Source organism: Psychroflexus curvus (genome assembly GCF_020164585.1).
GTDB lineage: Bacteria > Bacteroidota > Bacteroidia > Flavobacteriales > Flavobacteriaceae > Psychroflexus > Psychroflexus curvus.
The window spans coordinates 75382-95096 of record NZ_JAIQZF010000009.1 but is presented as its reverse complement, the minus strand read 5'-3'; the positions used below and the strand labels follow the sequence as shown (position 1 = coordinate 95096).

The 19715-nt window shown below is 37.2% G+C and carries 20 protein-coding genes; 10 read left to right on the top strand and 10 right to left on the bottom strand.

Features of this window, described 5'->3' with window-relative positions; genetic code table 11:
• Window positions 1–328 precede the first annotated feature (328 nt).
• Complete coding sequence (locus LB450_RS13020) at window positions 329–3154, top strand: T9SS type A sorting domain-containing protein (RefSeq protein WP_224489663.1); 2826 nt, start codon at window positions 329–331, stop codon at window positions 3152–3154.
• Window positions 3155–3199: 45 nt separating this feature from the next.
• Here LB450_RS13020 and LB450_RS13015 read toward each other — a convergent pair whose 3' ends face one another.
• The 3 genes from LB450_RS13015 to LB450_RS13005 are packed head-to-tail and all read right to left on the bottom strand — an operon-like array spanning window position 3200 to window position 5924.
• Entirely contained in the window at window positions 3200–4195 is a 996-nt protein-coding gene (locus LB450_RS13015; RefSeq protein WP_224489661.1) for a metal-dependent hydrolase, read from the bottom strand.
• The gene (locus tag LB450_RS13010; RefSeq protein ID WP_224489659.1) at window positions 4195–5445 is read right to left on the bottom strand and encodes an aspartate kinase; all 1251 of its coding nucleotides are present in this window, start codon (window positions 5443–5445) and stop codon (window positions 4195–4197) included. Before LB450_RS13010 ends, LB450_RS13015 begins: the two co-directional genes overlap by 1 nt.
• 5 nt (window positions 5446–5450) lie before the next feature.
• Window positions 5451–5924: a GNAT family N-acetyltransferase gene (locus tag LB450_RS13005; protein WP_224489657.1), complete on the bottom strand. Its 474-nt coding sequence runs from the start codon at window positions 5922–5924 to the stop codon at window positions 5451–5453.
• Window positions 5925–6030: 106 nt separating this feature from the next.
• On the opposite strand from LB450_RS13005, the gene fbp reads away from it, so the two are divergent.
• Window positions 6031–7047 (top strand): class 1 fructose-bisphosphatase, encoded by a 1017-nt coding sequence (fbp, locus tag LB450_RS13000; protein ID WP_224489655.1) that lies wholly within the window; start codon window positions 6031–6033, stop codon window positions 7045–7047.
• A gap of 14 nt (window positions 7048–7061) precedes the next feature.
• Here fbp and LB450_RS12995 read toward each other — a convergent pair whose 3' ends face one another.
• The gene (locus LB450_RS12995) at window positions 7062–7493 is read right to left on the bottom strand and encodes a tellurite resistance TerB family protein (RefSeq protein WP_224489654.1); all 432 of its coding nucleotides are present in this window, start codon (window positions 7491–7493) and stop codon (window positions 7062–7064) included.
• A 78-nt stretch (window positions 7494–7571) separates the two neighbouring features.
• Between LB450_RS12995 and LB450_RS12990 the strand changes: the two genes are divergently transcribed.
• Genes LB450_RS12990 through LB450_RS12975 form a run of 4 tightly spaced genes read left to right on the top strand, consistent with a single transcriptional unit; the run spans window position 7572 to window position 10395 of the window.
• Entirely contained in the window at window positions 7572–8003 is a 432-nt protein-coding gene (locus tag LB450_RS12990) for an ATP-dependent zinc protease family protein (RefSeq protein WP_224489647.1), read from the top strand.
• Window positions 7993–8865, top strand: coding sequence for a 30S ribosomal protein S6--L-glutamate ligase (rimK, locus tag LB450_RS12985; RefSeq protein WP_224489645.1), 873 nt, complete (start codon window positions 7993–7995; stop codon window positions 8863–8865). The genes LB450_RS12990 and rimK overlap by 11 nt, the downstream gene beginning before the upstream one ends.
• Window positions 8865–9845 (top strand): succinylglutamate desuccinylase/aspartoacylase family protein, encoded by a 981-nt coding sequence (locus tag LB450_RS12980; RefSeq protein ID WP_224489643.1) that lies wholly within the window; start codon window positions 8865–8867, stop codon window positions 9843–9845. The genes rimK and LB450_RS12980 overlap by 1 nt, the downstream gene beginning before the upstream one ends.
• Window positions 9838–10395, top strand: a complete 558-nt coding sequence (locus LB450_RS12975) for a 5-formyltetrahydrofolate cyclo-ligase (protein ID WP_224489641.1) — start codon at window positions 9838–9840, stop codon at window positions 10393–10395. The genes LB450_RS12980 and LB450_RS12975 overlap by 8 nt, the downstream gene beginning before the upstream one ends.
• A gap of 7 nt (window positions 10396–10402) precedes the next feature.
• On the opposite strand, the gene LB450_RS13875 is transcribed toward LB450_RS12975, so the two are convergent.
• Genes LB450_RS13875 through LB450_RS12960 form a run of 3 tightly spaced genes read right to left on the bottom strand, consistent with a single transcriptional unit; the run spans window position 10403 to window position 12864 of the window.
• Complete coding sequence (locus LB450_RS13875) at window positions 10403–10531, bottom strand: FeoB-associated Cys-rich membrane protein (RefSeq protein WP_224489683.1); 129 nt, start codon at window positions 10529–10531, stop codon at window positions 10403–10405.
• Window positions 10532–10535: 4 nt separating this feature from the next.
• Entirely contained in the window at window positions 10536–12638 is a 2103-nt protein-coding gene (feoB, locus tag LB450_RS12965) for a ferrous iron transport protein B (RefSeq protein WP_224489640.1), read from the bottom strand.
• Entirely contained in the window at window positions 12631–12864 is a 234-nt protein-coding gene (locus LB450_RS12960; protein ID WP_224489638.1) for a FeoA family protein, read from the bottom strand. Before LB450_RS12960 ends, feoB begins: the two co-directional genes overlap by 8 nt.
• Before the next feature lie 509 nt (window positions 12865–13373).
• On the opposite strand from LB450_RS12960, the gene asnS reads away from it, so the two are divergent.
• The 4 genes from asnS to LB450_RS12940 all read left to right on the top strand — a co-directional run bounded on the left by asnS (window position 13374) and on the right by LB450_RS12940 (window position 17811).
• A complete protein-coding gene (gene asnS / locus LB450_RS12955) occupies window positions 13374–14816 on the top strand; it encodes an asparagine--tRNA ligase (RefSeq protein ID WP_224489631.1) in 1443 nt (480 codons plus the stop codon).
• Window positions 14803–15681: an RluA family pseudouridine synthase gene (locus tag LB450_RS12950; protein ID WP_224489629.1), complete on the top strand. Its 879-nt coding sequence runs from the start codon at window positions 14803–14805 to the stop codon at window positions 15679–15681. Before asnS ends, LB450_RS12950 begins: the two co-directional genes overlap by 14 nt.
• 73 nt (window positions 15682–15754) lie before the next feature.
• On the top strand, window positions 15755–17200 hold the full coding sequence (gene rpoN / locus LB450_RS12945) for an RNA polymerase factor sigma-54 (protein ID WP_224489627.1): 1446 nt from the start codon (window positions 15755–15757) through the stop codon (window positions 17198–17200).
• Window positions 17197–17811: a hypothetical protein gene (locus tag LB450_RS12940; RefSeq protein WP_224489619.1), complete on the top strand. Its 615-nt coding sequence runs from the start codon at window positions 17197–17199 to the stop codon at window positions 17809–17811. Before rpoN ends, LB450_RS12940 begins: the two co-directional genes overlap by 4 nt.
• A gap of 2 nt (window positions 17812–17813) precedes the next feature.
• On the opposite strand, the gene LB450_RS12935 is transcribed toward LB450_RS12940, so the two are convergent.
• The 3 genes from LB450_RS12935 to LB450_RS12925 form a co-directional block, all read right to left on the bottom strand.
• Window positions 17814–18515: a porin family protein gene (locus LB450_RS12935; RefSeq protein WP_224489617.1), complete on the bottom strand. Its 702-nt coding sequence runs from the start codon at window positions 18513–18515 to the stop codon at window positions 17814–17816.
• A 94-nt stretch (window positions 18516–18609) separates the two neighbouring features.
• Entirely contained in the window at window positions 18610–19092 is a 483-nt protein-coding gene (locus LB450_RS12930; RefSeq protein WP_224489615.1) for an ExbD/TolR family protein, read from the bottom strand.
• 13 nt (window positions 19093–19105) lie between these two features.
• On the bottom strand, window positions 19106–19714 hold the full coding sequence (locus LB450_RS12925) for an ExbD/TolR family protein (RefSeq protein ID WP_224489613.1): 609 nt from the start codon (window positions 19712–19714) through the stop codon (window positions 19106–19108).
• Between the last annotated feature and the right edge of the window lies 1 nt (window position 19715).

The window sequence follows — 19715 nt, the reverse complement described above, 5'->3', positions numbered from 1 at the left end:
AAAGGTGAAAAATAAGACTAAACAATTACAAAAATTTTTAAAAATCTTATCTCCGTCTTGAATCTCTTTTTCATAAAAATATTTATTGAAGTGCTGTTTCATTTAAAAGTCTTAAATATTTAAAGATTCAACTGATTCTCAGTTTTCATTATCTTGAGGCTGAATTTTTTAAAAAAATAAGCGTTTCATTTTTACGAATATAGCAACTATTAATATTTTATAGCAATAAATATGATATTTTTGTTTAATTTTAGGCTTTTAACCTGTAAGGCATAATTTTAATACAATGAACTCATTTTTAAACATTAACCTAGTTTTTAAGCTTCTAATGCTATGCTTATTAGTTTTGTCAAATTACCTGAGTTTTAGCCAAACTCCTATTAATGAGATTACAGCCAGTTACCAGACCATACCTGAAGATTTAGATAGATATACTGCTGCAGGTAAAGATTATTCGTTTGGTGTTGGCACCAGCAATAATCTTAAAATCAAAAGCTTTACGTTTGGAACTGATGAATTTGCGTTCAAAGGATTGGCGGACGAAGTGGTTATCAACCGAGAAGACAATGCTACTACAACTGGTATTCGAGATATTTTGTTTTTTGAAACCTCATCTACAAGCACTACAGATGTTCAACTGAAGCCAGGTTATAAAGAGAAGATGGAAAAAATGTTCAACAGTAATATTATCAACAGAGGAGCCGACAACATGTTTGTCAATGCTGATGTGGCGAATACTAATAACATAGAACGCATAGACTTTTTATATTACGATGGGTTGACCGTTCCAAGTACACCTGCTAATGAGGGGTTTATGTTTATGGAACGTGGCGGAAATGACAGCTTTAAGGTAGCTTTTATTACGAGTCTGAATGCGAGTAATCAACCAGCCACATTTACTCAGGTAATCACTGTAAACCCTGTTCATTATGGAGCTAGCTCAATAGGTCTTTTAGCCACTGTGTTAAATGATGGTGTGGATGGACCTCTAGTTGAAACTGCAAATCTGGATAGCCAACTCATTCATGGAACATTGATATCTTTTGCTGATTTTAACCTTACCACTGGTGATCAGGTTTTTGGTTATGTGATTATGGGTAATGATGTGACGGCCACTACTGACGCAGAAATTCTCGATACCAAAAATGAAGCTTTATATCCCAGAAACACGAGCAGTAGCGACGGTGGTGCCGATTTGATTGCCGGCGGCTCACTTTATACCAAAGCCTTTATTCACGATTCTGGTGGTTGGATAGACAACCCAAATAACTTCACCTTAACTTGCGATGACTACATTTATATAACTGGAGGTACCGCTTCTATTACCAAAAATATGACAACTGGGTATTTGTATTTTGACAATAATGCATCATTAGATTTAAATAGCAATACACTAAATATCTGTAAAAATCTTATAGTTAAAAACGGCTCATCTACTGCCTTAAACAGTACACTTGTGTTTTCCGGAACTGAACTTCAGAATATCGAGGGAGAAGAGCTTACTGTAGATAATATTGAACTTAACAACTCTACCGGCCTAAGCATTACAGGTGACATCAATTTAAAAGAAACGCTTCTTCTGTCCTCAGGAAATGTTGACATCGATGCAGCTTCTAGGTTCACCTTTAAGAGCACTGCTACAAAAACAGCTGTTCTTTCAGAGACCGCTAACTCTGTCTCTGGTCATGTTATAGTAGAGCGCTACATTCCAAAAAGCAATCGTTCCTTCAGGTATATTTCTCCTTCTGTAAGTACGACGTCCAGTATTCAAGCCAATCTTCAAGAGGGGGGACAAATCACGGATTATAACACCACCCCTGTGGTAGATCCAAATCCAGGTTTTGGGACTCATATCACTGGATCTACCCTTGCAGCAAATGGTTTTGATGCGACAATTACTGGTAACCCCTCTATGTTTTCCTGGGATGAAGCAAATCAACAATGGAATTCCATTACTAATACAAATGAAAAAACTTTAAGCATTGGGGAGTCTTACGCTTTGATGGTACGTGGAGGTCGAGAACTTGATTTGACTGTGAATAATACCCAAATTGGATCAACCACGGTTTTAAGGTTTACTGGTGAGTTATTGACTGGAGATTATTCTAGTTTAAATTTAGCTCAAGGAAAGGATGAGTTCAGTTTAGTAGCCAATCCTTACCAGGCTCAGGTGGACATGAAGGCATTATTATCCAGTGCAAACTCAACTGGCATCAACGATACTTTTATGTATGCTTACGACCCAACACTTGGGACTTATGGAGGATACGTAACTATAGATTTAACGACTGCTAACGGAGACCCTACGCCTTCATCATCAGCAGATAAGTTTTTACAGCCTAACCAATCCGTGTTTATTCAAAACACAGAAGCTACGCCTGGCTTGACGTTTAAAGAAAATTACAAAAAGAGTACCGAGCAAGCCATAACAACTGCCATATTTAAGGCTAATAAAAACACCAGGATAAATATAAGTTTAAAGCGTCTTCATCATAAAAACTTTATTCTTGTTGATGGGGTTACTCTCCACTTAGGTGATAGTTTCGACAACAGCATACTTTACAACGATGCTCTTAAGTTTTGGAATTCTGATGAATCCTTGACCATTAACCATAACGACAACTACTTATCTGTGGAAAGAAGAAAATACCCTGGTTTGGAGGAATCAATCCAGTTGAATCTATTTAATTACAAGGCTACTGATTATCAGCTTACAATAGATGGACAGGATTTAGAAAAAAAAGCTTATTTGAAAGATAATTATACAGGCAACCTTCAAATCATAAAAAGAAACAGTGTTACCACTTACTCCTTTTCCACAGATAAACAAAACCCCAACAGTGTTTTAAGCACAAGATTCGAGATAAAATTTCAGCCTCAGACTTTGGGTACTCATAACTTTGAAAATGAGCAGATAAGACTTTACCCCAATCCAGCATCAAAAATTGTACATATTAAAATCCCAGACAGCAGTGGTGAAGATGCTACTGTGCAGCTGGTAGACATGACTGGAAAAATACTATCAACAGAACAAGTAAGAGTAAAGAACGGCTTAATTTCGACACGAAAAATAAAACATTTAGAAAGAGGGCTTTATTTAATCAAAATTGAGATTAACCAGCAAGAGTACATCAAAAAAATTATGATTAACTAATCGAGTGGCCAGTGCGCTCTGTAAAATCACAGATGTCATCTTAAATTAACTCCCTTTCAACCTGGACCATAGCCCTTCTAGTAATTCTTTTGCATCGTCTGTATTTTTTGGGACTTCAGTAATTACCAGTTGATTGTTTTTTTCTTTCAGATGGTATGAAAACGCAAATTTTTCGGCATTAGGATTTAAACTCACTAAACCAAATCGAAGATCATTTAAATAAAGCTCACCTTGCTTTTCTGTAATGGTATACCAGCCGTTAGTGACAGCTATCAATCTGTTCAAGTTTTCGTAACTTCTAAGATGATCAATTTTTTGATGCTGCTTTGGATAAGCTCTAAAGGCGATAGGTTCAGTATCAAAAACTGAATATTCACCGATTAGAAAATCATCATCCCTCTTAACGTTTGCAGACCAAAGCAAAGTATTGAAAGGGGTAGGTTTGGTTTCTATTTCAGAATATGAAATATTTTGTTGTTCTAAGGCATTTTCAAACTTTGAAAAAGTGATTCCTTTCATGACAAGCGAAACCATTAAATAACTCGAACTCAAGAACAATCCTAATCTATTCAGTTTTCGGCGTTTTAAAGAAGTTCTCTTGTATAGAGAAGCAGCAATCAGGCAGATTAAAAATGGTAAGGTATACAGTGGATCTATCACAAAGATAGATTTGGCTGCGATTCTCAAATCTAACGGCCAGAACAATTGCGTCCCCCAGGTTGTAAAACAATCTAAAAGTGGATGGGTAAACAAGGCCCAAAACATAAGTTTAGACCAGTCTTTCCAACTCGCCTGTTGATGAATCCTTGAAACAAGAACACCGAATATCGGCGCGGCCAGGATTGAAAAAACCAGAGAATGAGAAAATCCTCTGTGAATTTCCAGGGCGGTAACGGTATCGTAAAAATTCCCTACAAAAATATCCAGGTCTGGAATGGTGCCCGCTACAGCTCCATAAATCATGGCTTTGTTCCCCGCCTTTCTTCCTAAAACAACCTCACCTACTGCCGCCCCCAGAACAATCTGACTTAAAGAATCCATTAAGCCGTCACAAATTGGATGGTTTCTTTATGCAGTTGCTTTAATAAAACAGTTTTATCTTTTTCTATGCGTTGTATCGCCTCATCGTCGTAATGTCTAATCGTAAATAAAGACACTCCCTCCTGGTGATCTACTTTGAATTTTGCTTTTAGAATTTCGATGAGTTTATTTACATTCTTGAATTTATTATCCACACATACCGAAAAACTAATCGCCGAGTTCTGAATTAAATCCACTTTGATTTGGTGTTTGTGGAAAAGTGCAAACACCTCACTGATGTTTTCTTCAACAAAAAAGGAAAAGTCCAGGGTTGACAGTGATAAAAACACCAGGTCTTTTTTAACAATAAAACATGGTAACAGTGGGTTCAATAATTTACCCTTTCCGACTTTAGTCCCTTGATCTTTTGGGTTATAAAACGATTTGACAAATAAGGGGATTTCTTTTTGCTGTAATGGCTGCAGCGTTTTGGGGTGAATCACAGAAGCGCCGTAGAAAGCCAATTCAATAGCCTCTTCGTAGGAAATTTGTTCTAAAAGACTCGTGTTTTCAAACACATTTGGATCACCATTCAAAACACCAGGAACATCTTTCCAGATGGTCACATTCTCAGCATTCAGACAGTAAGCAAAAATTCCAGCGGTATAATCGGAACCTTCACGGCCCAGTGTAGTTGTGAAGTTATTGGAATCTGAACCTATAAATCCCTGAGTAATACTTAGCTCATCTTCGTTGATATGATTGAGGATTTTTTGCTGGGTATTTTCCCAGTTCACCTCTGCATCCCGGTAAGTGCTATCGGTATCTACCAGGTTCCTGCAGTCATGCCATACATTTTCTATGCCCACAGACTTCAGGTAATAACTTACAATGCTTGTGCTTATCAATTCTCCAAAACCAACCACCTGGTCATAAACGAAATCGTAGTTTGGTGATTTGTTCCTATCGAAAAAAATAGATAACTCATCAAAAAAGTAATTGGTTTTGGTATAAGCTGGATGAGAAGTGTTATCGAATAACTCATCCAGTATGTGATAGTGGTCTTGTTTTAAAGCTGAAATAGCCACAGAAAGTTCATTGCTTTTATCGAAATAAAGCGAAATGATGTTTTCCAGCTTATTGGTAGTTTTTCCCATTGCAGAAATGACCACCACCTTATTTTTAGGATCTGTGGTTTCTAAAACTTTTACTACATTTCTTACTCCTTTTGCGTCTTTTACAGATGCTCCTCCAAATTTATATACTTGCATTTTTCTTAAGGGTTGAGATGATTGATTTGATCTTCGCCAAGTTGGACTGTTCGCCATTCCTTAAACACAGTGGCACCGTATTTTTCATAGAAATCGATAGCATTGGTATTCCAGTCCAGAACCACCCATTCTACGCGTTTTATCTTACGGGTTTGGGCGTACATAATCACAGATTCGAACAAAGCCTTTCCTAGAGATTTACCCCGCATTGATTTAGTAACAATGAGATCTTCGAGATGAACAGTTTCTCCTTTCCAGGTAGAAAATCTGGAATAAAACAACGCCATTCCCTGCACTTTGGAATCCACTTCTGCTACAAAGCACTTGTAAATTGCCTCCTCTCCAAATCCATAGCGATACAAATCTTCCAGTGTGACCTGGACAGCATCGGGTTCGTTTTCATAAACAGCCAGCTCCTGGATGAGTTCCAGCATATCTTCCAGGTCTTCCGGTGTAGCAAATCTGATCTTAAAATCCATGATTCAAATATTTGAAGCAAAAATAGTCAAGTAGAATTAAATTATATGAATTTGATAACCACATTGTGAATTTTTCTATTTTTGCGCCAACTACAACGTTTTAGTTATGAAAAAAACCAATCAAACTCTAGGCGAGTTTATTATTGAAAACCAAAAATCCTTTAAATATACTTCTGGTGAACTTTCAAGGCTCATCAACTCGATCCGTTTAGCGGCCAAAGTCGTCAATCACAAAGTAAACAAAGCTGGTCTTGTTGATATCGTTGGTGACTATGGAGGTAAAAATATTCAGGGTGAAGACCAAAAAAAACTGGATGTATATGCCAACGAAACCTTCATTCAAACCCTCATCAATCGTGAAATTGTCTGTGGAATAGCTTCAGAAGAAAATGATAATTACATCACTATTCAGGGAAATAACAAAGACCACAAAAACAAGTATGTGGTCTTGATGGATCCTCTGGACGGGAGTTCCAATATTGATGTCAATGTTTCTGTAGGAACCATTTTTTCAATTTATAGACGGGTCACTCCTGTGGGGCAACCTGTAGAAATGGAAGATTTTCTACAACCAGGGAATCAACAGGTTGCTGCTGGTTATATTATTTATGGAACTTCCACTATGCTGGTGTACACTACTGGACATGGGGTAAATGGATTTACGTTGAATCCAGCTATCGGGACTTATTACTTATCGCATCCAAACATTGAGTTTCCAGTAGATGGAAAGATCTATTCCATCAACGAAGGAAACTATATTCACTTTCCTCAGGGGGTAAAAGATTACATTAAGTATTGTCAAGCACAACGTGATAAGGACCCATATACGTCACGTTATATAGGTTCTTTGGTTTCCGACTTTCATAGAAACATGATTAAAGGCGGTATTTATATGTATCCTAAAAGTTCGAGTGCTGAAAACGGCAAACTCAGGTTGCTTTATGAGTGTAACCCCATCGCTTTTATCGCAGAACAGGCTAATGGCAGAGCTTCTGACGGTTTCCAAAGGATTATGGACATCAAACCTACCGAACTGCATGAACGCGTTCCGTTTTTTTGTGGCAGCAAAAACATGGTAGAAAAAGCTGAATCCTTTATGAAGGCTGCTCATCCTGATGAGTAAAAACCTGGTGTGCTCTAATACTTATCAGACTCTATAAAGTGACTATAAAAATCGAAAGAAAATTTATTTTCAAATAATGTTTTGGACTTATTGATGATGGCCAGAGACTGGTGTTCAGAAAAACCTAGTCCCACAGCGTATTTTTTGACTAAAAACTCTTCTGCTTCGTCCATCTCGTTATCCACATAAATAATGCGCAATAAGTCAAACAAAAATTCCAAACGCTGAGTTTTTAAATTGATAGCATGAACAGGAAATGAAGCTGGATTTTCAAGAATTCGGTCATAGTTTTCTTTTGAAACATCAAATTTTCTGGAAAACTGCTTCAATAATTTTTCTTCGATGGGTTTTATTTCGCCATCTATAGCGGCTAGATGCACAAGATTTGCAAAGTGATTGAGTTTGGTTGAATTCCTTATATTTTCGAAAAAATCCTCTCTTGACATAGTATTAGTTTTAAATGATAAATATAATATTAATTTAGCCTAAAATTTCTATTAATATCATTTTTGTAATTTGCATTTATGAAGAAAAAAATTATCGGGAGACTGGACAGGGCTAATTTCCCTGAGTTGAATTTGAAAGACATCTCTATCAAAATAGATACAGGTGCCTATACATCATCCATACATTGCGAAAATATTGAAGAAAAAGAAGACGGTTTGCACTGTACTTTTCTAGACAAAGAACACCCGGAATACGATCATAAACCTTTTGTTTTCAATACTTACAATAAAATACGAGTAAAAAGCAGTAATGGTATTGCGCAATCCAGATATGAAATAAAATCAAAAATTGAAATCTTTGGAAAAGTTTATAAAATTTCACTTTCTTTGAGCAATAGAAAAGAAATGAAGCATCCTGTGCTCTTGGGTCGTAAATTCCTGAATAAAAAGTTTATAGTAGACTCTGAATTAAAAAATTTATCGCATAATATCCACCACCATGAACATTAAAATCTTATCTAGAAACTCAAATCTCTATTCAACCAGACGTCTTGTTGAAGCGGCAAAGAAAAGGAAACACGACGTCCAGGTTATAGATCCCCTTAAGTGTGATTTAGTCATAGAAAAGCGGAATCCCAACATTTACTATAAGGGAGAATACATCCTGGACACCGATGCCATTATTCCAAGAATTGGAGCTTCCGTAACCTTTTATGGAACTGCGGTGGTAAGACAGTTTGAAATGATGGGTGCTTTCAGCACCATAGATTCTGAAGCTTTGGTGAGAAGTAGAGATAAATTGAGAAGTTTACAAGTGCTTTCCAGAGCAAAAATAGGTTTGCCGAAAACAGTATTTACCAATTATTCCAGAGATGTTAATGGTGTGATTCAGCAAGTTGGGGGAACTCCGCTTGTCATCAAGCTCCTTGAAGGTACTCAGGGTCTTGGGGTGGTTTTAGCTGAAACCAAAAATGCAGCAAAATCTGTTATAGAAGCCTTTAATGGCTTGCAGGCAAGAGTTATTGTGCAAGAGTTTATAAAAGAAGCAAAGGGAGCTGACATTCGTGTGTTTGTGGTAGACGGGCATGTTGTTGGCGCTATGAAAAGACAGGGCAAAGAAGGAGAATTCAGATCCAATTTACACCAAGGCGGTTCAGCAGAAGTGATTGAACTTACAGACGAAGAGGAAATTGCAGCTATAAAAGCAGCTAAAGCTATGCGACTAGGGGTTGCCGGGGTTGATCTTTTACAAAGCTCACGAGGTCCGTTAATCTTGGAAGTAAATTCTTCTCCGGGTCTGGAAGGTATTGAAAAAGCAACAGGAAAAGACATCGCAAGGTCTATCATTCAGTACATAGAAAAGAATGTATAATGCCTCACATAGATTCTAAAAATGTTCTGCACATCCTGGAAAGAAAAGTTTTGCCAGGAGAAAAAGCAAGGATAAATTTTAATACCGCAAAACTTTATACTACAACTGTAGTTGAAGTTCCTGTCATTATTCAAAGAGCAAAGAAACCAGGGCCCGTATTATTGGTCACAGCTGGCATACATGGAGACGAAATCAACGGTGTAGAAGCCGTAAGGCAATTTATTTCAAGAGGAATTAATAAGCCCAGTAGAGGAACTGTCATCTGTGTTCCTGTTCTCAATGTTTTTGGTTTCCTGAATATGACTCGGGAATTCCCGGACGGAAGGGATCTGAACAGAATGTTTCCGGGCTCCAAAAAAGGAGCTTTAGCCAGTCGGTTCGCCTATCAATTTGCTTCTGAAATTCTTCCAGTTGCCGATTATTGTTTCGATTTCCATACGGGTGGCGCCAGCAGGTTTAATGCCGCACAAATACGAATAGAAAAAACTGATGAGCGAGGTGAGGAGCTGGCAAGAATCTTTAACGCACCGTTCACGGTTTACTCTTCAACCATAAAAAATTCTTACAGAATGACCTGTTCAAAACAAGGCAAAACTGTATTGTTGTTTGAAGGAGGGAAATCGAAAGACAACAACAAAGAGATTTCAAAACACGGGGTTGACGGGCTTAAGCGTATCATGAAACATTTTGACATGCTGAAATCTGATTTCGATGTTGAAGATCCACCGGAGAACACAAAATTTATTTCCAGTACTTTCTGGATGCGGGCCAAATATAGCGGTCTATTGCATATTAAAATACCTATAGGCAAATTTGTAGAAAAAGGTGAATTTATTGCCACAATTACAGATCCTTACGGTAGTTTCAGGCATAAAGTAAAGGCAACCAATAACGGCTACGTCATCAACGCTAACCAATCCCCCATCGTTTATCAGGGCGATGCCATTTTTCATATTTCTAAGGATGCCACTGATGCATAAAAATGAGCTAAGAGCCAAATACAAAGCATTAAGGGAAGATTTATCAGAGTCTGATATAGAAGAGTTGAGTCTTCAAATTGCGAACCAAAGCCTGACGCTGGACATCTGGAAATTTGAATATTATCATATTTTCCTTAGCATAGCAAAGCATAAAGAAATCAATACAGAATACCTATTACAAATCATCTTTGGTAAAGATGCAAATGTAGTTGTTCCCAAAGTAAAGGATACCGAACTCAAACATTATTTACTTACAGATAGTACCAAACTGAAACTCAGTAAATGGGGAATTCCAGAACCGGAAAAGGGAATAGAGATAGGTGCTGAACACTTGGATGTCGTATTTATGCCTTTACTGGCTTACGACAAAACAGGAAACAGAATTGGTTATGGCAAAGGATTTTATGACAAATTCCTATCCGCCTGCCGACCTGAAACCTTGAAGATTGGCCTGTCCTTTTTTGAACCGGAAGACCAAAATATCGAAGCCTCCAAACACGATATCAAGTTAGATTATTGTGTGTCTCCAAAAAGCATCTACAGGTTCTAGAACCTTGTTAGTCTTTACATCCACACTGACTTGAGCCACAGGCTGAATTTCCTTTTTTGGATTTGAAAAAGAATTTTTTAATCAGATATCCTGAAGCTAGTAGAAAAATAAACAGGACCAGTATCTCTTGTAACATCATTTTATTTTAAAATTTGAAAAGCGATTAAAGCGACCACATACGCAAAACCGGACATCCCAAACAGTTGGATTAAAGGCCATTTCCAGGTGCCAGTTTCTCTTTTTACAATGGCCAGCGTACTCATACATTGCATCGCAAAGGCATAAAACAACAGTAAGCTAATCCCACTTGCAAAGGTAAACAATGGTCCGCCAAGAATGGGATTTGTTTCTGCTGCCATTCTGGTTTTTATGGTTTGCTCGTCTTCATTCCCTACACTGTAAATCGTCGCCAAAGTTCCAACAAACACTTCTCTGGCAGCGAACGAACTGATGATAGCTATGCCTATTTTCCAGTCATAACCCAGGGGTGTTACTGCTGGTTCTATAGCTCTCCCCGCATAACCAATATAAGAATGTTTGAGTTTATAGGAAGAAATTTCCGTTTCGAGTTCTTCCTCAGTAATACTTGAAAGGTCTGTAGATGATTTCACAATTTCATCAGCATTACTGAACTCGTCGGTAGGTCCATAACTTGCAAGTACCCAGAGTATGATTGAAATGGCCAATATGATTTTACCAGCACCAAAAACAAAAGACTTTGTTTTTTCAACAACAGTATACACCACATTTTTGAAAATCGGCAGTTTGTAATTGGGCATTTCGACTACAAAGTAGGTTTTAAAATCAACTTTAAGCATTTTACTGGCTAACCATCCCGATGCAACTGCAGTTCCAAAACCAAGCAAATACAACAACATCAACGTAATGCCCTGATAGTTAAAAACACCAAGCCAACGTTCATCTGGAATGACTAAACTAATAATGATAAGATAGACAGGAAGCCTTGCCGAACAGGTTGTAAATGGCACAACCAAAATGGTGACCAGGCGTTCTTTCCAACTTTCAATATTTCGGGCAGCCATAACAGCCGGTATAGCGCAGGCTGTTCCAGAAACAAGAGGCACAACGCTTTTGCCGCTCATCCCAAATTTTCGCATGACTCTATCCATAAGAAAAACAACCCGGCTCATATAACCCGTTTCTTCCAGAATAGCAATGAACAAAAACAAAAATGCGATTTGAGGTACGAAAATTACAATACCACCTATACCAGGTATTATCCCTTCTGAAATTAAATCTGAAAGCATTCCTGCCGGGAAATTTTGCTTTACAAACTCGCTAAACAACAGAAAACTCTCATCGATAAAATCCATAGGATAGGTTGACCAGTCGTAAATCGTCTGAAAAATCAAAAATAAGATGGCCAAAAAGATGACATACCCCCAAACTTTGTGAATTAAAATTCTGTCGATTTTTGCTCTAAGTCCTGTGGCTAAAGCCAGGTCTTTGGTCAGCGTCTCTTTCAGGGTAGCATTGATAAACTGATAACGCTTTATCGTCTCCTTTTGCTGAAGACGCTTTATTTCTGAATTTGATTTAGGTTTAAATTCGTTTTGAGCAGCTATTTTATTCCTATTGGTTTTACCAAAGTTCACATCCTGAGTGATAACCAGCCAAAGCTTGTACAAATCCTGACGGGGGTAGGCTTTTTTCAAAGACTCAAAATAGGCTGTGTCAATTTCGGAGGCATCAAGACAAGGCACCAAAGAAATCTTCTGATAATCTATAATAGATTGCTTTAAATCATCGAAGCCTTTATTTTTTCTGGCACTTATTAAATTCACCTTCGTATGCAGACGCTTTTCAAGCAAATCTATATCCAACTGAATCCCTTTTCTATCCATTCGATCTGCCATATTGATAGCAAGAATCGTAGGTAAACCCAAATCTTTAATTTGGGTAAAAAGCAAAAGATTTCGTTTTAGATTTTCAATATCACTAACCACAACTACCACATCCGGATAGTCCTTATCGTTTTTATTCAGCAGTAATTCAATAACCACATTTTCATCCAGCGAAGTCGCATTAAGACTATAAGTCCCTGGCAGGTCTAAAGTGTGGGCTTTCAGATTACGGGAAAGCTTGATAACGGCCTCTTTTTTGTCGACAGTAATGCCAGGATAATTCCCCACCTTTTGATTTAGTCCGGTAAGCGTGTTGAAAACAGATGTTTTCCCTGTGTTGGGATTACCGACTAAAGCGACATTTATTTGTTTACTCATCTTCAATAAGATTTACATTGATGAGTTTTGCGGTTTCTTTTCTAATGGACAAAAAAGTATCATTAATATTGAGGTAAAGCGGGTCTCTAAAAGGGGCTATTTGAATTAATTCTACCTGGTTACCAGGCAAACACCCCATCTCCAAAAGCTTAAGAGGTATTTCCTGAGCGTTCATCTCTCCGATAATGGCTTTCTGCCCTTTTTTTAAATCAGCAATAGTTGACATCTATTTAGATTAATTTTAAACAAAAATAAGAAGCTTTCATCTAAATGGATGAGAATAAATACATAAATAAATCTGTTAAAATGAAATAGACTAAAATTGAGATCTTGAATACAGGACAGAAATTCAAATTATAGAAAATTTCTTTCCACATGTCTAATTTAAAAAAAAAATGATACTCAGCTATTAAGCTAAGTTTTTTTCACGCCGAGCCTGCAAAGAAAAAACGCAAAGCCACGCAAAGTTTTTATAATCAACAATTTATAATTTTAAGTCCTTTGCGGAAAGCTTAGCGATCTTTGCGTGAAAATATATGTAAGGTTCTGATAATAAATTATTTATATATAGCAGGAGAAAAAGGTTTTTGATACTGATTAGTTACTTTTTTTACTTGATTGTGTTAGGTTCATATTTTTTGTCGTGTACTAAAGAAATTGAGATTGTATTTTCATAAACCTATTGTAAAGCCTTGAGGAAAAAATTACCTTTGCTACTTTCTAAACATATTGAAAATGCTGACAAAAAAAATAGTTGAACTTCTAGAAACCGATCACATATTACAGGATTATAAAGTCAACGGATGGGTAAGAGCCTTCAGAAGCAATCGGTTTATAGCTCTGAATGACGGATCTTGCTTAGACAATTTGCAATGTGTTGTAGATTTCGAAAATACCGATGAGGCTATTCTGAAAAGCATTTCAACAGGTGCAGCTATCTCTGTGGAAGGAACTTTAAAAGAAAGTGAAGGTAAGGGTCAGCGGGTAGAACTTGAGGTTACTTCTATAGAAATTTTAGGTGCTGCAGATCCGGAAGATGTGAAGAAAACTATCCTGCAACCCAAAAAACACTCCATGGAAAAGCTGCGTGAGCAGGCTCATTTGAGAGTGAGAACCAATACCTTCGGTGCGGTGATGAGAGTGAGATCCAAACTTGCCTTTGCCGTTCATCAATATTTCAATGACAATGGATTTTATTATATCAATACGCCTATTATAACCGGGAGCGATGCTGAAGGTGCTGGCGAAATGTTCAAGGTCTCCAACCTCGATCTCAAAAACATACCTACAACTGAAGAGGGAAAGGTGGACTATTCTAAAGATTTCTTTGGAAAAGAAACCAACTTAACGGTAAGCGGGCAACTGGAAGCCGAAACTTATGCGCTGGGTCTGGGAAAAGTCTATACGTTTGGACCAACGTTCAGAGCTGAGAACTCCAATACTTCACGACACCTTGCCGAATTCTGGATGATAGAGCCAGAGGTTGCTTTTTGTGATTTGGAAGGAAACATCGACTTAGCTGAAGATTTTATACAATATGTACTGAAGTACATCTCAGAACATTGCCAGGCAGATTTGGAGTTTTTGGAAAACAGACTTATACAGGATGAAAAGTCTAAACCTGAAAAAGACAGGTCTCCAATGCCACTGAGAGAAAAAATTGATTTTGTTCTTAAAAACAACTTCAAAAGAGTTTCTTATACTGAAGCTATTGAAATTCTTAGAAACTCAAAGCCCAACAAGAAAAAGAAATTCGATTACATCATCAAAGAATGGGGTGCCGACTTACAAAGTGAGCATGAGCGTTATTTAGTTGAAAAACACTTTGGCTGTCCGGTCGTTTTATATGACTATCCGGCAGATATTAAAGCTTTCTACATGCGCTTGAATGACGATGGTAAAACCGTGAGAGCCATGGATGTTCTGTTTCCTGGCATTGGAGAAATCGTAGGTGGTTCTCAAAGGGAGGAACGTTACGATGTCTTACTTTCAAAAATGAAAGAACTCGGCGTTGACGAAAAAGAACTGTGGTGGTACCTGGAAACCAGAAAACTTGGTACTTGTAAACACTCTGGTTTTGGTCTTGGGTTTGAGCGTTTAGTGCTTTTTGCTACGGGAATGTCCAACATAAGAGACGTGATTCCTTATCCTAGAACTCCTCAAAATGCAGAATTCTAAATCAAACACCTGCATCGAAACCCATAAAGTAGGTAAAGTAGAAGAAAAACTAAGACTCCAGGAGTATGGGGTAACTATTTTCGAATCTGTACCGACAAAAAGTGCGTTAAAAAAAAGTTTGAAAAAAGGGCTTATCACCAGAGATGGGGAATTGGCTCGGACCTCCGACTGGATTGAAGAAGGTCAGGTTTTAAAACTTTATGCTGAGGAACTTCAGCAGGAGAAAAAGATTTTCAAACTCAGGCTTGAAGTGCTTTATGAAGATGAAAGTCTGGCTGTTATCCACAAGCCAAGCGGTTATCCTACCAACGGAAACTATTTCAAGACCATAGAAAATGCGCTGCCATTTAATCTGAAAGCCACTACAGAAAAGGATCAACTCCCCTACCCACAACCTGTTCACAGATTGGATAATCCTACTTCAGGTGTTTTGCTTATTTCAAAAACTCAAAGGGCTAAAACGTTGCTTTCTGTTTTATTTGAGCAGCATGACATTCAAAAAAGCTATGTTGCTATTGTTGAAGGACTCCTGAAATCTAACAGGGGTGAAATAAAATCAGATGTAGAGGAAAAAACTAGCCTGACTCGGTTTCAAGTTGAAAAAACCTTCCAGAAAAAAGATAAAGACTTTAGTTTAGTCCACTTATTTCCGAATACTGGTCGAACTCACCAGCTTAGAATACACCTCTCTTCAATAGGACATCCCATCGTTGGTGATAAGATTTATGGATCTAAATTCAAAAAAGAAAAATTATTACTTCATGCTAGTTCACTTCAATTTCAGCATCCAAAAACTCAAAAAAGCTTAACTATTAAAACTGAGTTCCCACATAAATTCGTTAAATTTATAGATGAGTTGAAGTAATATTTTAGATTTGAATCGTATTACTTAAAGTTAACTGAAATAAAATCCTACATAAAATATTCAATTAATAAGCATGCTTAAACAAAAGCTCAGTTTTAAATTATCCCAGAAGTTATCACCTCAACAAATCCAGTTGATGAAGTTGATACAGCTTCCTACCTTGGCTTTTGAACAAAGGGTGAAACAGGAATACGAAGAAAATCCTGCATTGGATACAGGGAAAGAGAAAGATGAGTTTGAGGATGAATTCAAAAATGAATCTGATGATGACCACGATATTATCGAAACTGAATTTGATGTCGATGATTATTTAAGCGATGATGAAGTCCCTAGTTATAAACTCAAAGCTAATAACTACAGTGCAGATGATGAAGACAAGCAAGTTCCTTATGCTTCCGGAACTTCTTTTTCTCAGTATCTAAAAACTCAATTACAAACCTTCACTTTTAAAGATGATCAGGAAGAAATCGCCTTTTTCCTTGTAGGAAGTGTGGATGATAGTGGTTACATAAGACGCTCTCTTTTGGATATTGTGGATGACCTTGCCTTCACACAAAACATCTATACCGATAAAGAATCGGTTGAAAAAGCATTAAAAATAGTTCAATCTTTAGATCCTGCTGGTGTAGGTGCCAGAGATTTGAGAGAATGTTTACTGATTCAGCTACAACGGAAAGATAAAACTGAAAGTGTAGATTTAGCCTACAGAATTATAGATGAAGCTTTCGACAAATTCAGCAAAAAACATTACGATAAATTACTGCAGAAATTCAGCATTTCTGAAGAGAAATTAAAAAAAGCGGTCGAAGAAATTGAGCACCTCAATCCGAAGCCGGGAGCCTCCTACTCTGGTAACAGCAAGTCTGTAGAACACGTTATCCCAGACTTTGCCATTCATATTAAAAACGGAGAATTAGAGCTTACCTTAAACGGCAGAAACGCCCCTGAAATGCATATTTCGAGAGATTATTCCAATATGCTCAAAGGCTATAAGGAGGCCACAACCAAAACCAAAGAACAAAAAGAAGCCGTATTCTTTATCAAACAGAAGTTGGATTCTGCTAAATGGTTTATTGACGCTATAAAGCAAAGACAGGAAACCTTATATTCTACTATGTATTCTATTATGATGCATCAAAAAGAGTATTTTATGACTGGTGATGAAAGGACTCTTAAACCAATGATTCTAAAGGATATAGCTGAAAAAATTGACATGGATATAAGTACCATTTCCCGTGTGGCAAATAGTAAGTACGTGGAAACGCCTTACGGTACTTTCCTGATTAAAAGTTTCTTTTCTGAATCCATGAAAAACGAAGAAGGCGAAGATGTGTCCACAAGGGAGATCAAGAAGATCTTGGAGATGACTATAGAAGCAGAAGACAAAAAGAAACCTCATACAGATGCGAAGTTAGCTTCCATATTGAAAGAAAAAGGATATCCTATAGCAAGAAGAACCATTGCGAAATACAGAGAACAATTGGACGTCCCGGTAGCTAGATTACGCAAAGAGATATGAAGCTTTTAGAACGATTTTCAAAACTTCTATCTATTTTAGGCCATCCGCTTTGGATGCCAGTACTGGGGTGCATATTTTATTTTTATGCTATCCCCAGTTATTTGGATCAGGAAATTATCACTGCCAAATTGATGGCCGTTTGTATTCTCACCATATTCTTACCCATTGTTTTTTTATTTATCGCAAAGAATTTAAAACTCATTAAGGATTACAAGCTTTCAGATGTTAAAGAAAGGCGATTTTTTTTGATGCTTTTTATCTTATTGATACTTATTCTTCTCAACAAAATACTGGATGTTTATAATTACAGAACTTTATTTTATTTCTTTTCTGGCATTCTGTTTTCAGGAATCATAGCCTTGCTTTTTAGCATGTTCCGGGTTAAAATAAGCTTACATGGATTAGGCATAAGTGGTTTAGTGAGCTTTGTGATTGGTCTAAGCCTATCCTTCCAGGAACCGATGATACTATCGACAAGCGTGCTTGTTGTTTTTTTAGGCTTAGTGAGTTCATCCCGGTTGTTTGAGAGAGCTCACACTTTGCCAGAAATCATTCTGGGAATTCTGGCGGGGTGCCTTCCGCAGCTATATTTTTTAAATTATTGGATATAATTCTAAAGAAAAAAGAAAACGAGACCAGCCTTTATAGGTCTTATACCAACAGGCACGTTGGTGGAATCAAGTGAGGCATCAAAAACAGAATTCAAGCTCATATCGACGAAAAAATTAACCGCCCCATAACCAAATGTAAGTTTTGCATTTGTTCTGAAGTCATTAATAGAGTTGATGGATTTATGACTAAAGTTTTCTTCAGGCCCACGAAAAATAGATTTAGAACTTAAGACATAACCAAACCTGAAGCCTAAATAGATTCTCCAGAAAGACAACTTGTTGATATCAGATGAACGCCACCTAAATTCCAATGGAACTTCAATCAGGTTAGTTGTGAAACGATTGGAATCGTATGCCCTGTCAGAATCGATGGGCACAAATTGATCTTCACCCCCTTCTCCCTCTTTTATAAGGAGCGTTTGACCAAACGTATTTAAATTAAGACCTAGACCGAGACCAATCGACAAATTTCTTCTTTCATTGATAGGCATGTCACGGATAAATCCAAAAACAAGGCCTCCGGAGAAACCTGATTGTTCCACTTTTGAAGGAAGGTCCGAAAGGAAATTAAAACTAAAACCTACATAAAATTGATCTTCTCTGTACAAAGAATCAGAGTCATTTTCTTTTAACCAGGACAGGTTATCCTGAGCTATCACAGAGCTGCAAAAAAATAATAAGAAAAAAAAGTAGACTATTTTCATCAGAGCTTTTAAAAATGGAAAGTTAACTAGGTTGATTCAAATAAAAAAGGCATTCCTAACAAGGAATGCCTTTTCAATATAAATTTAAGTAATACTATTGAAGGTTGAGCATTGCATCGCCTTCTTTAGTCGTATAGTTAATTTTTAGAGCTTCAGCTTGACGCAACTCTTGTTTGATATCTGACACAAGTCCCATATTGGTTTCTTTATCAACCTTAAGGGCTGTGGTCAACTTATCTCTAAGTTCTTCACGTTTAGACTGTCGTTCTTCCTTTATAAATTGTTGAATATCGCCAATTCCAGCATACTTATCATTCAATTGTATTCTAGCTTCGGTTCCATACGTTTCTTGATATCTAGGTGAAGGTTTCCCTGCATAGATATACATAATTAGATTTTTTTTATCCAATTTTTCAACCTGGTCCGCAAAAGGTAAAATATTTTGAACTTTAAGAGAAGAATCTCTCATCACGGTTACAACCATAAAAAAGAACAAAAGCATAAAAACAATATCTGGTAAAGATGCAGTGGAAATTGCTGGTGTACCACTATCTGTTTTCTTTTTAAATTTTGACATAAATGTTCAGTTTTTATCGTTTAGGTTCTGCTTCAGAAAGTTTTTGAGGAAACAATTCCTGAATTTTCTTGATTCTTTCCTTAAGCTTATCTACATCGCCTTGAAATTCAGGATCATTAAAAGCAGCTTCCATATCAGTAAAATCAACTCCGTAAAGCCTGTTAGCCTCTCTGTTTCTCAATTCATTATAAGCAGCTACAAGTTCGTTTTGAACTGCGATATATGTTCCGTATTCTGTTCGTCTGTCATTCTGCAGAGAAATCACAGCTTTAACGGGATTATCTGAAGAATCGGAGTCACCGGGACCCTGGCAGTAATTACATGCCTCATCACCTGTACCACCACCATTATCTAAAAATGTGATAGCTGCATCTCTTAAATCTTCAAATGCCATTGGCTCATCTTCTACAAGCAAGTCACCCTTCGCATTAACAAGAACAATAAAAATATTTTTCTCTTTCAACGGTGGTGGATCTTGTTGTTCATCATCTATAGGAGGTAATTTCCTTGTAATTCCGCTATCTGTTTCTATGGTAGTTGTTACCAAGAAGAAGATAAGCAAAAGGAAAGCTATATCCGCCATGGATCCAGCGTTTACCTCCGGTGCTGGTCTTTTTGCCATA

Coding starts and splice junctions, on each gene's coding strand:
- LB450_RS13020 (WP_224489663.1), top strand. CDS start 329: ATGCTATGCTTATTAGTTTTGTCAAATTACCTGAGTTTTAGCCAAACT.
- LB450_RS13015 (WP_224489661.1), bottom strand. CDS start 4,195: ATGGATTCTTTAAGTCAGATTGTTCTGGGGGCGGCAGTAGGTGAGGTT.
- LB450_RS13010 (WP_224489659.1), bottom strand. CDS start 5,445: ATGCAAGTATATAAATTTGGAGGAGCATCTGTAAAAGACGCAAAAGGA.
- LB450_RS13005 (WP_224489657.1), bottom strand. CDS start 5,924: ATGGATTTTAAGATCAGATTTGCTACACCGGAAGACCTGGAAGATATG.
- fbp (WP_224489655.1), top strand. CDS start 6,031: ATGAAAAAAACCAATCAAACTCTAGGCGAGTTTATTATTGAAAACCAA.
- LB450_RS12995 (WP_224489654.1), bottom strand. CDS start 7,493: ATGTCAAGAGAGGATTTTTTCGAAAATATAAGGAATTCAACCAAACTC.
- LB450_RS12990 (WP_224489647.1), top strand. CDS start 7,572: ATGAAGAAAAAAATTATCGGGAGACTGGACAGGGCTAATTTCCCTGAG.
- rimK (WP_224489645.1), top strand. CDS start 7,993: ATGAACATTAAAATCTTATCTAGAAACTCAAATCTCTATTCAACCAGA.
- LB450_RS12980 (WP_224489643.1), top strand. CDS start 8,865: ATGCCTCACATAGATTCTAAAAATGTTCTGCACATCCTGGAAAGAAAA.
- LB450_RS12975 (WP_224489641.1), top strand. CDS start 9,838: ATGCATAAAAATGAGCTAAGAGCCAAATACAAAGCATTAAGGGAAGAT.
- LB450_RS13875 (WP_224489683.1), bottom strand. CDS start 10,531: ATGTTACAAGAGATACTGGTCCTGTTTATTTTTCTACTAGCTTCAGGA.
- feoB (WP_224489640.1), bottom strand. CDS start 12,638: ATGAGTAAACAAATAAATGTCGCTTTAGTCGGTAATCCCAACACAGGG.
- LB450_RS12960 (WP_224489638.1), bottom strand. CDS start 12,864: ATGTCAACTATTGCTGATTTAAAAAAAGGGCAGAAAGCCATTATCGGA.
- asnS (WP_224489631.1), top strand. CDS start 13,374: ATGCTGACAAAAAAAATAGTTGAACTTCTAGAAACCGATCACATATTA.
- LB450_RS12950 (WP_224489629.1), top strand. CDS start 14,803: ATGCAGAATTCTAAATCAAACACCTGCATCGAAACCCATAAAGTAGGT.
- rpoN (WP_224489627.1), top strand. CDS start 15,755: ATGCTTAAACAAAAGCTCAGTTTTAAATTATCCCAGAAGTTATCACCT.
- LB450_RS12940 (WP_224489619.1), top strand. CDS start 17,197: ATGAAGCTTTTAGAACGATTTTCAAAACTTCTATCTATTTTAGGCCAT.
- LB450_RS12935 (WP_224489617.1), bottom strand. CDS start 18,515: ATGAAAATAGTCTACTTTTTTTTCTTATTATTTTTTTGCAGCTCTGTG.
- LB450_RS12930 (WP_224489615.1), bottom strand. CDS start 19,092: ATGTCAAAATTTAAAAAGAAAACAGATAGTGGTACACCAGCAATTTCC.
- LB450_RS12925 (WP_224489613.1), bottom strand. CDS start 19,714: ATGGCAAAAAGACCAGCACCGGAGGTAAACGCTGGATCCATGGCGGAT.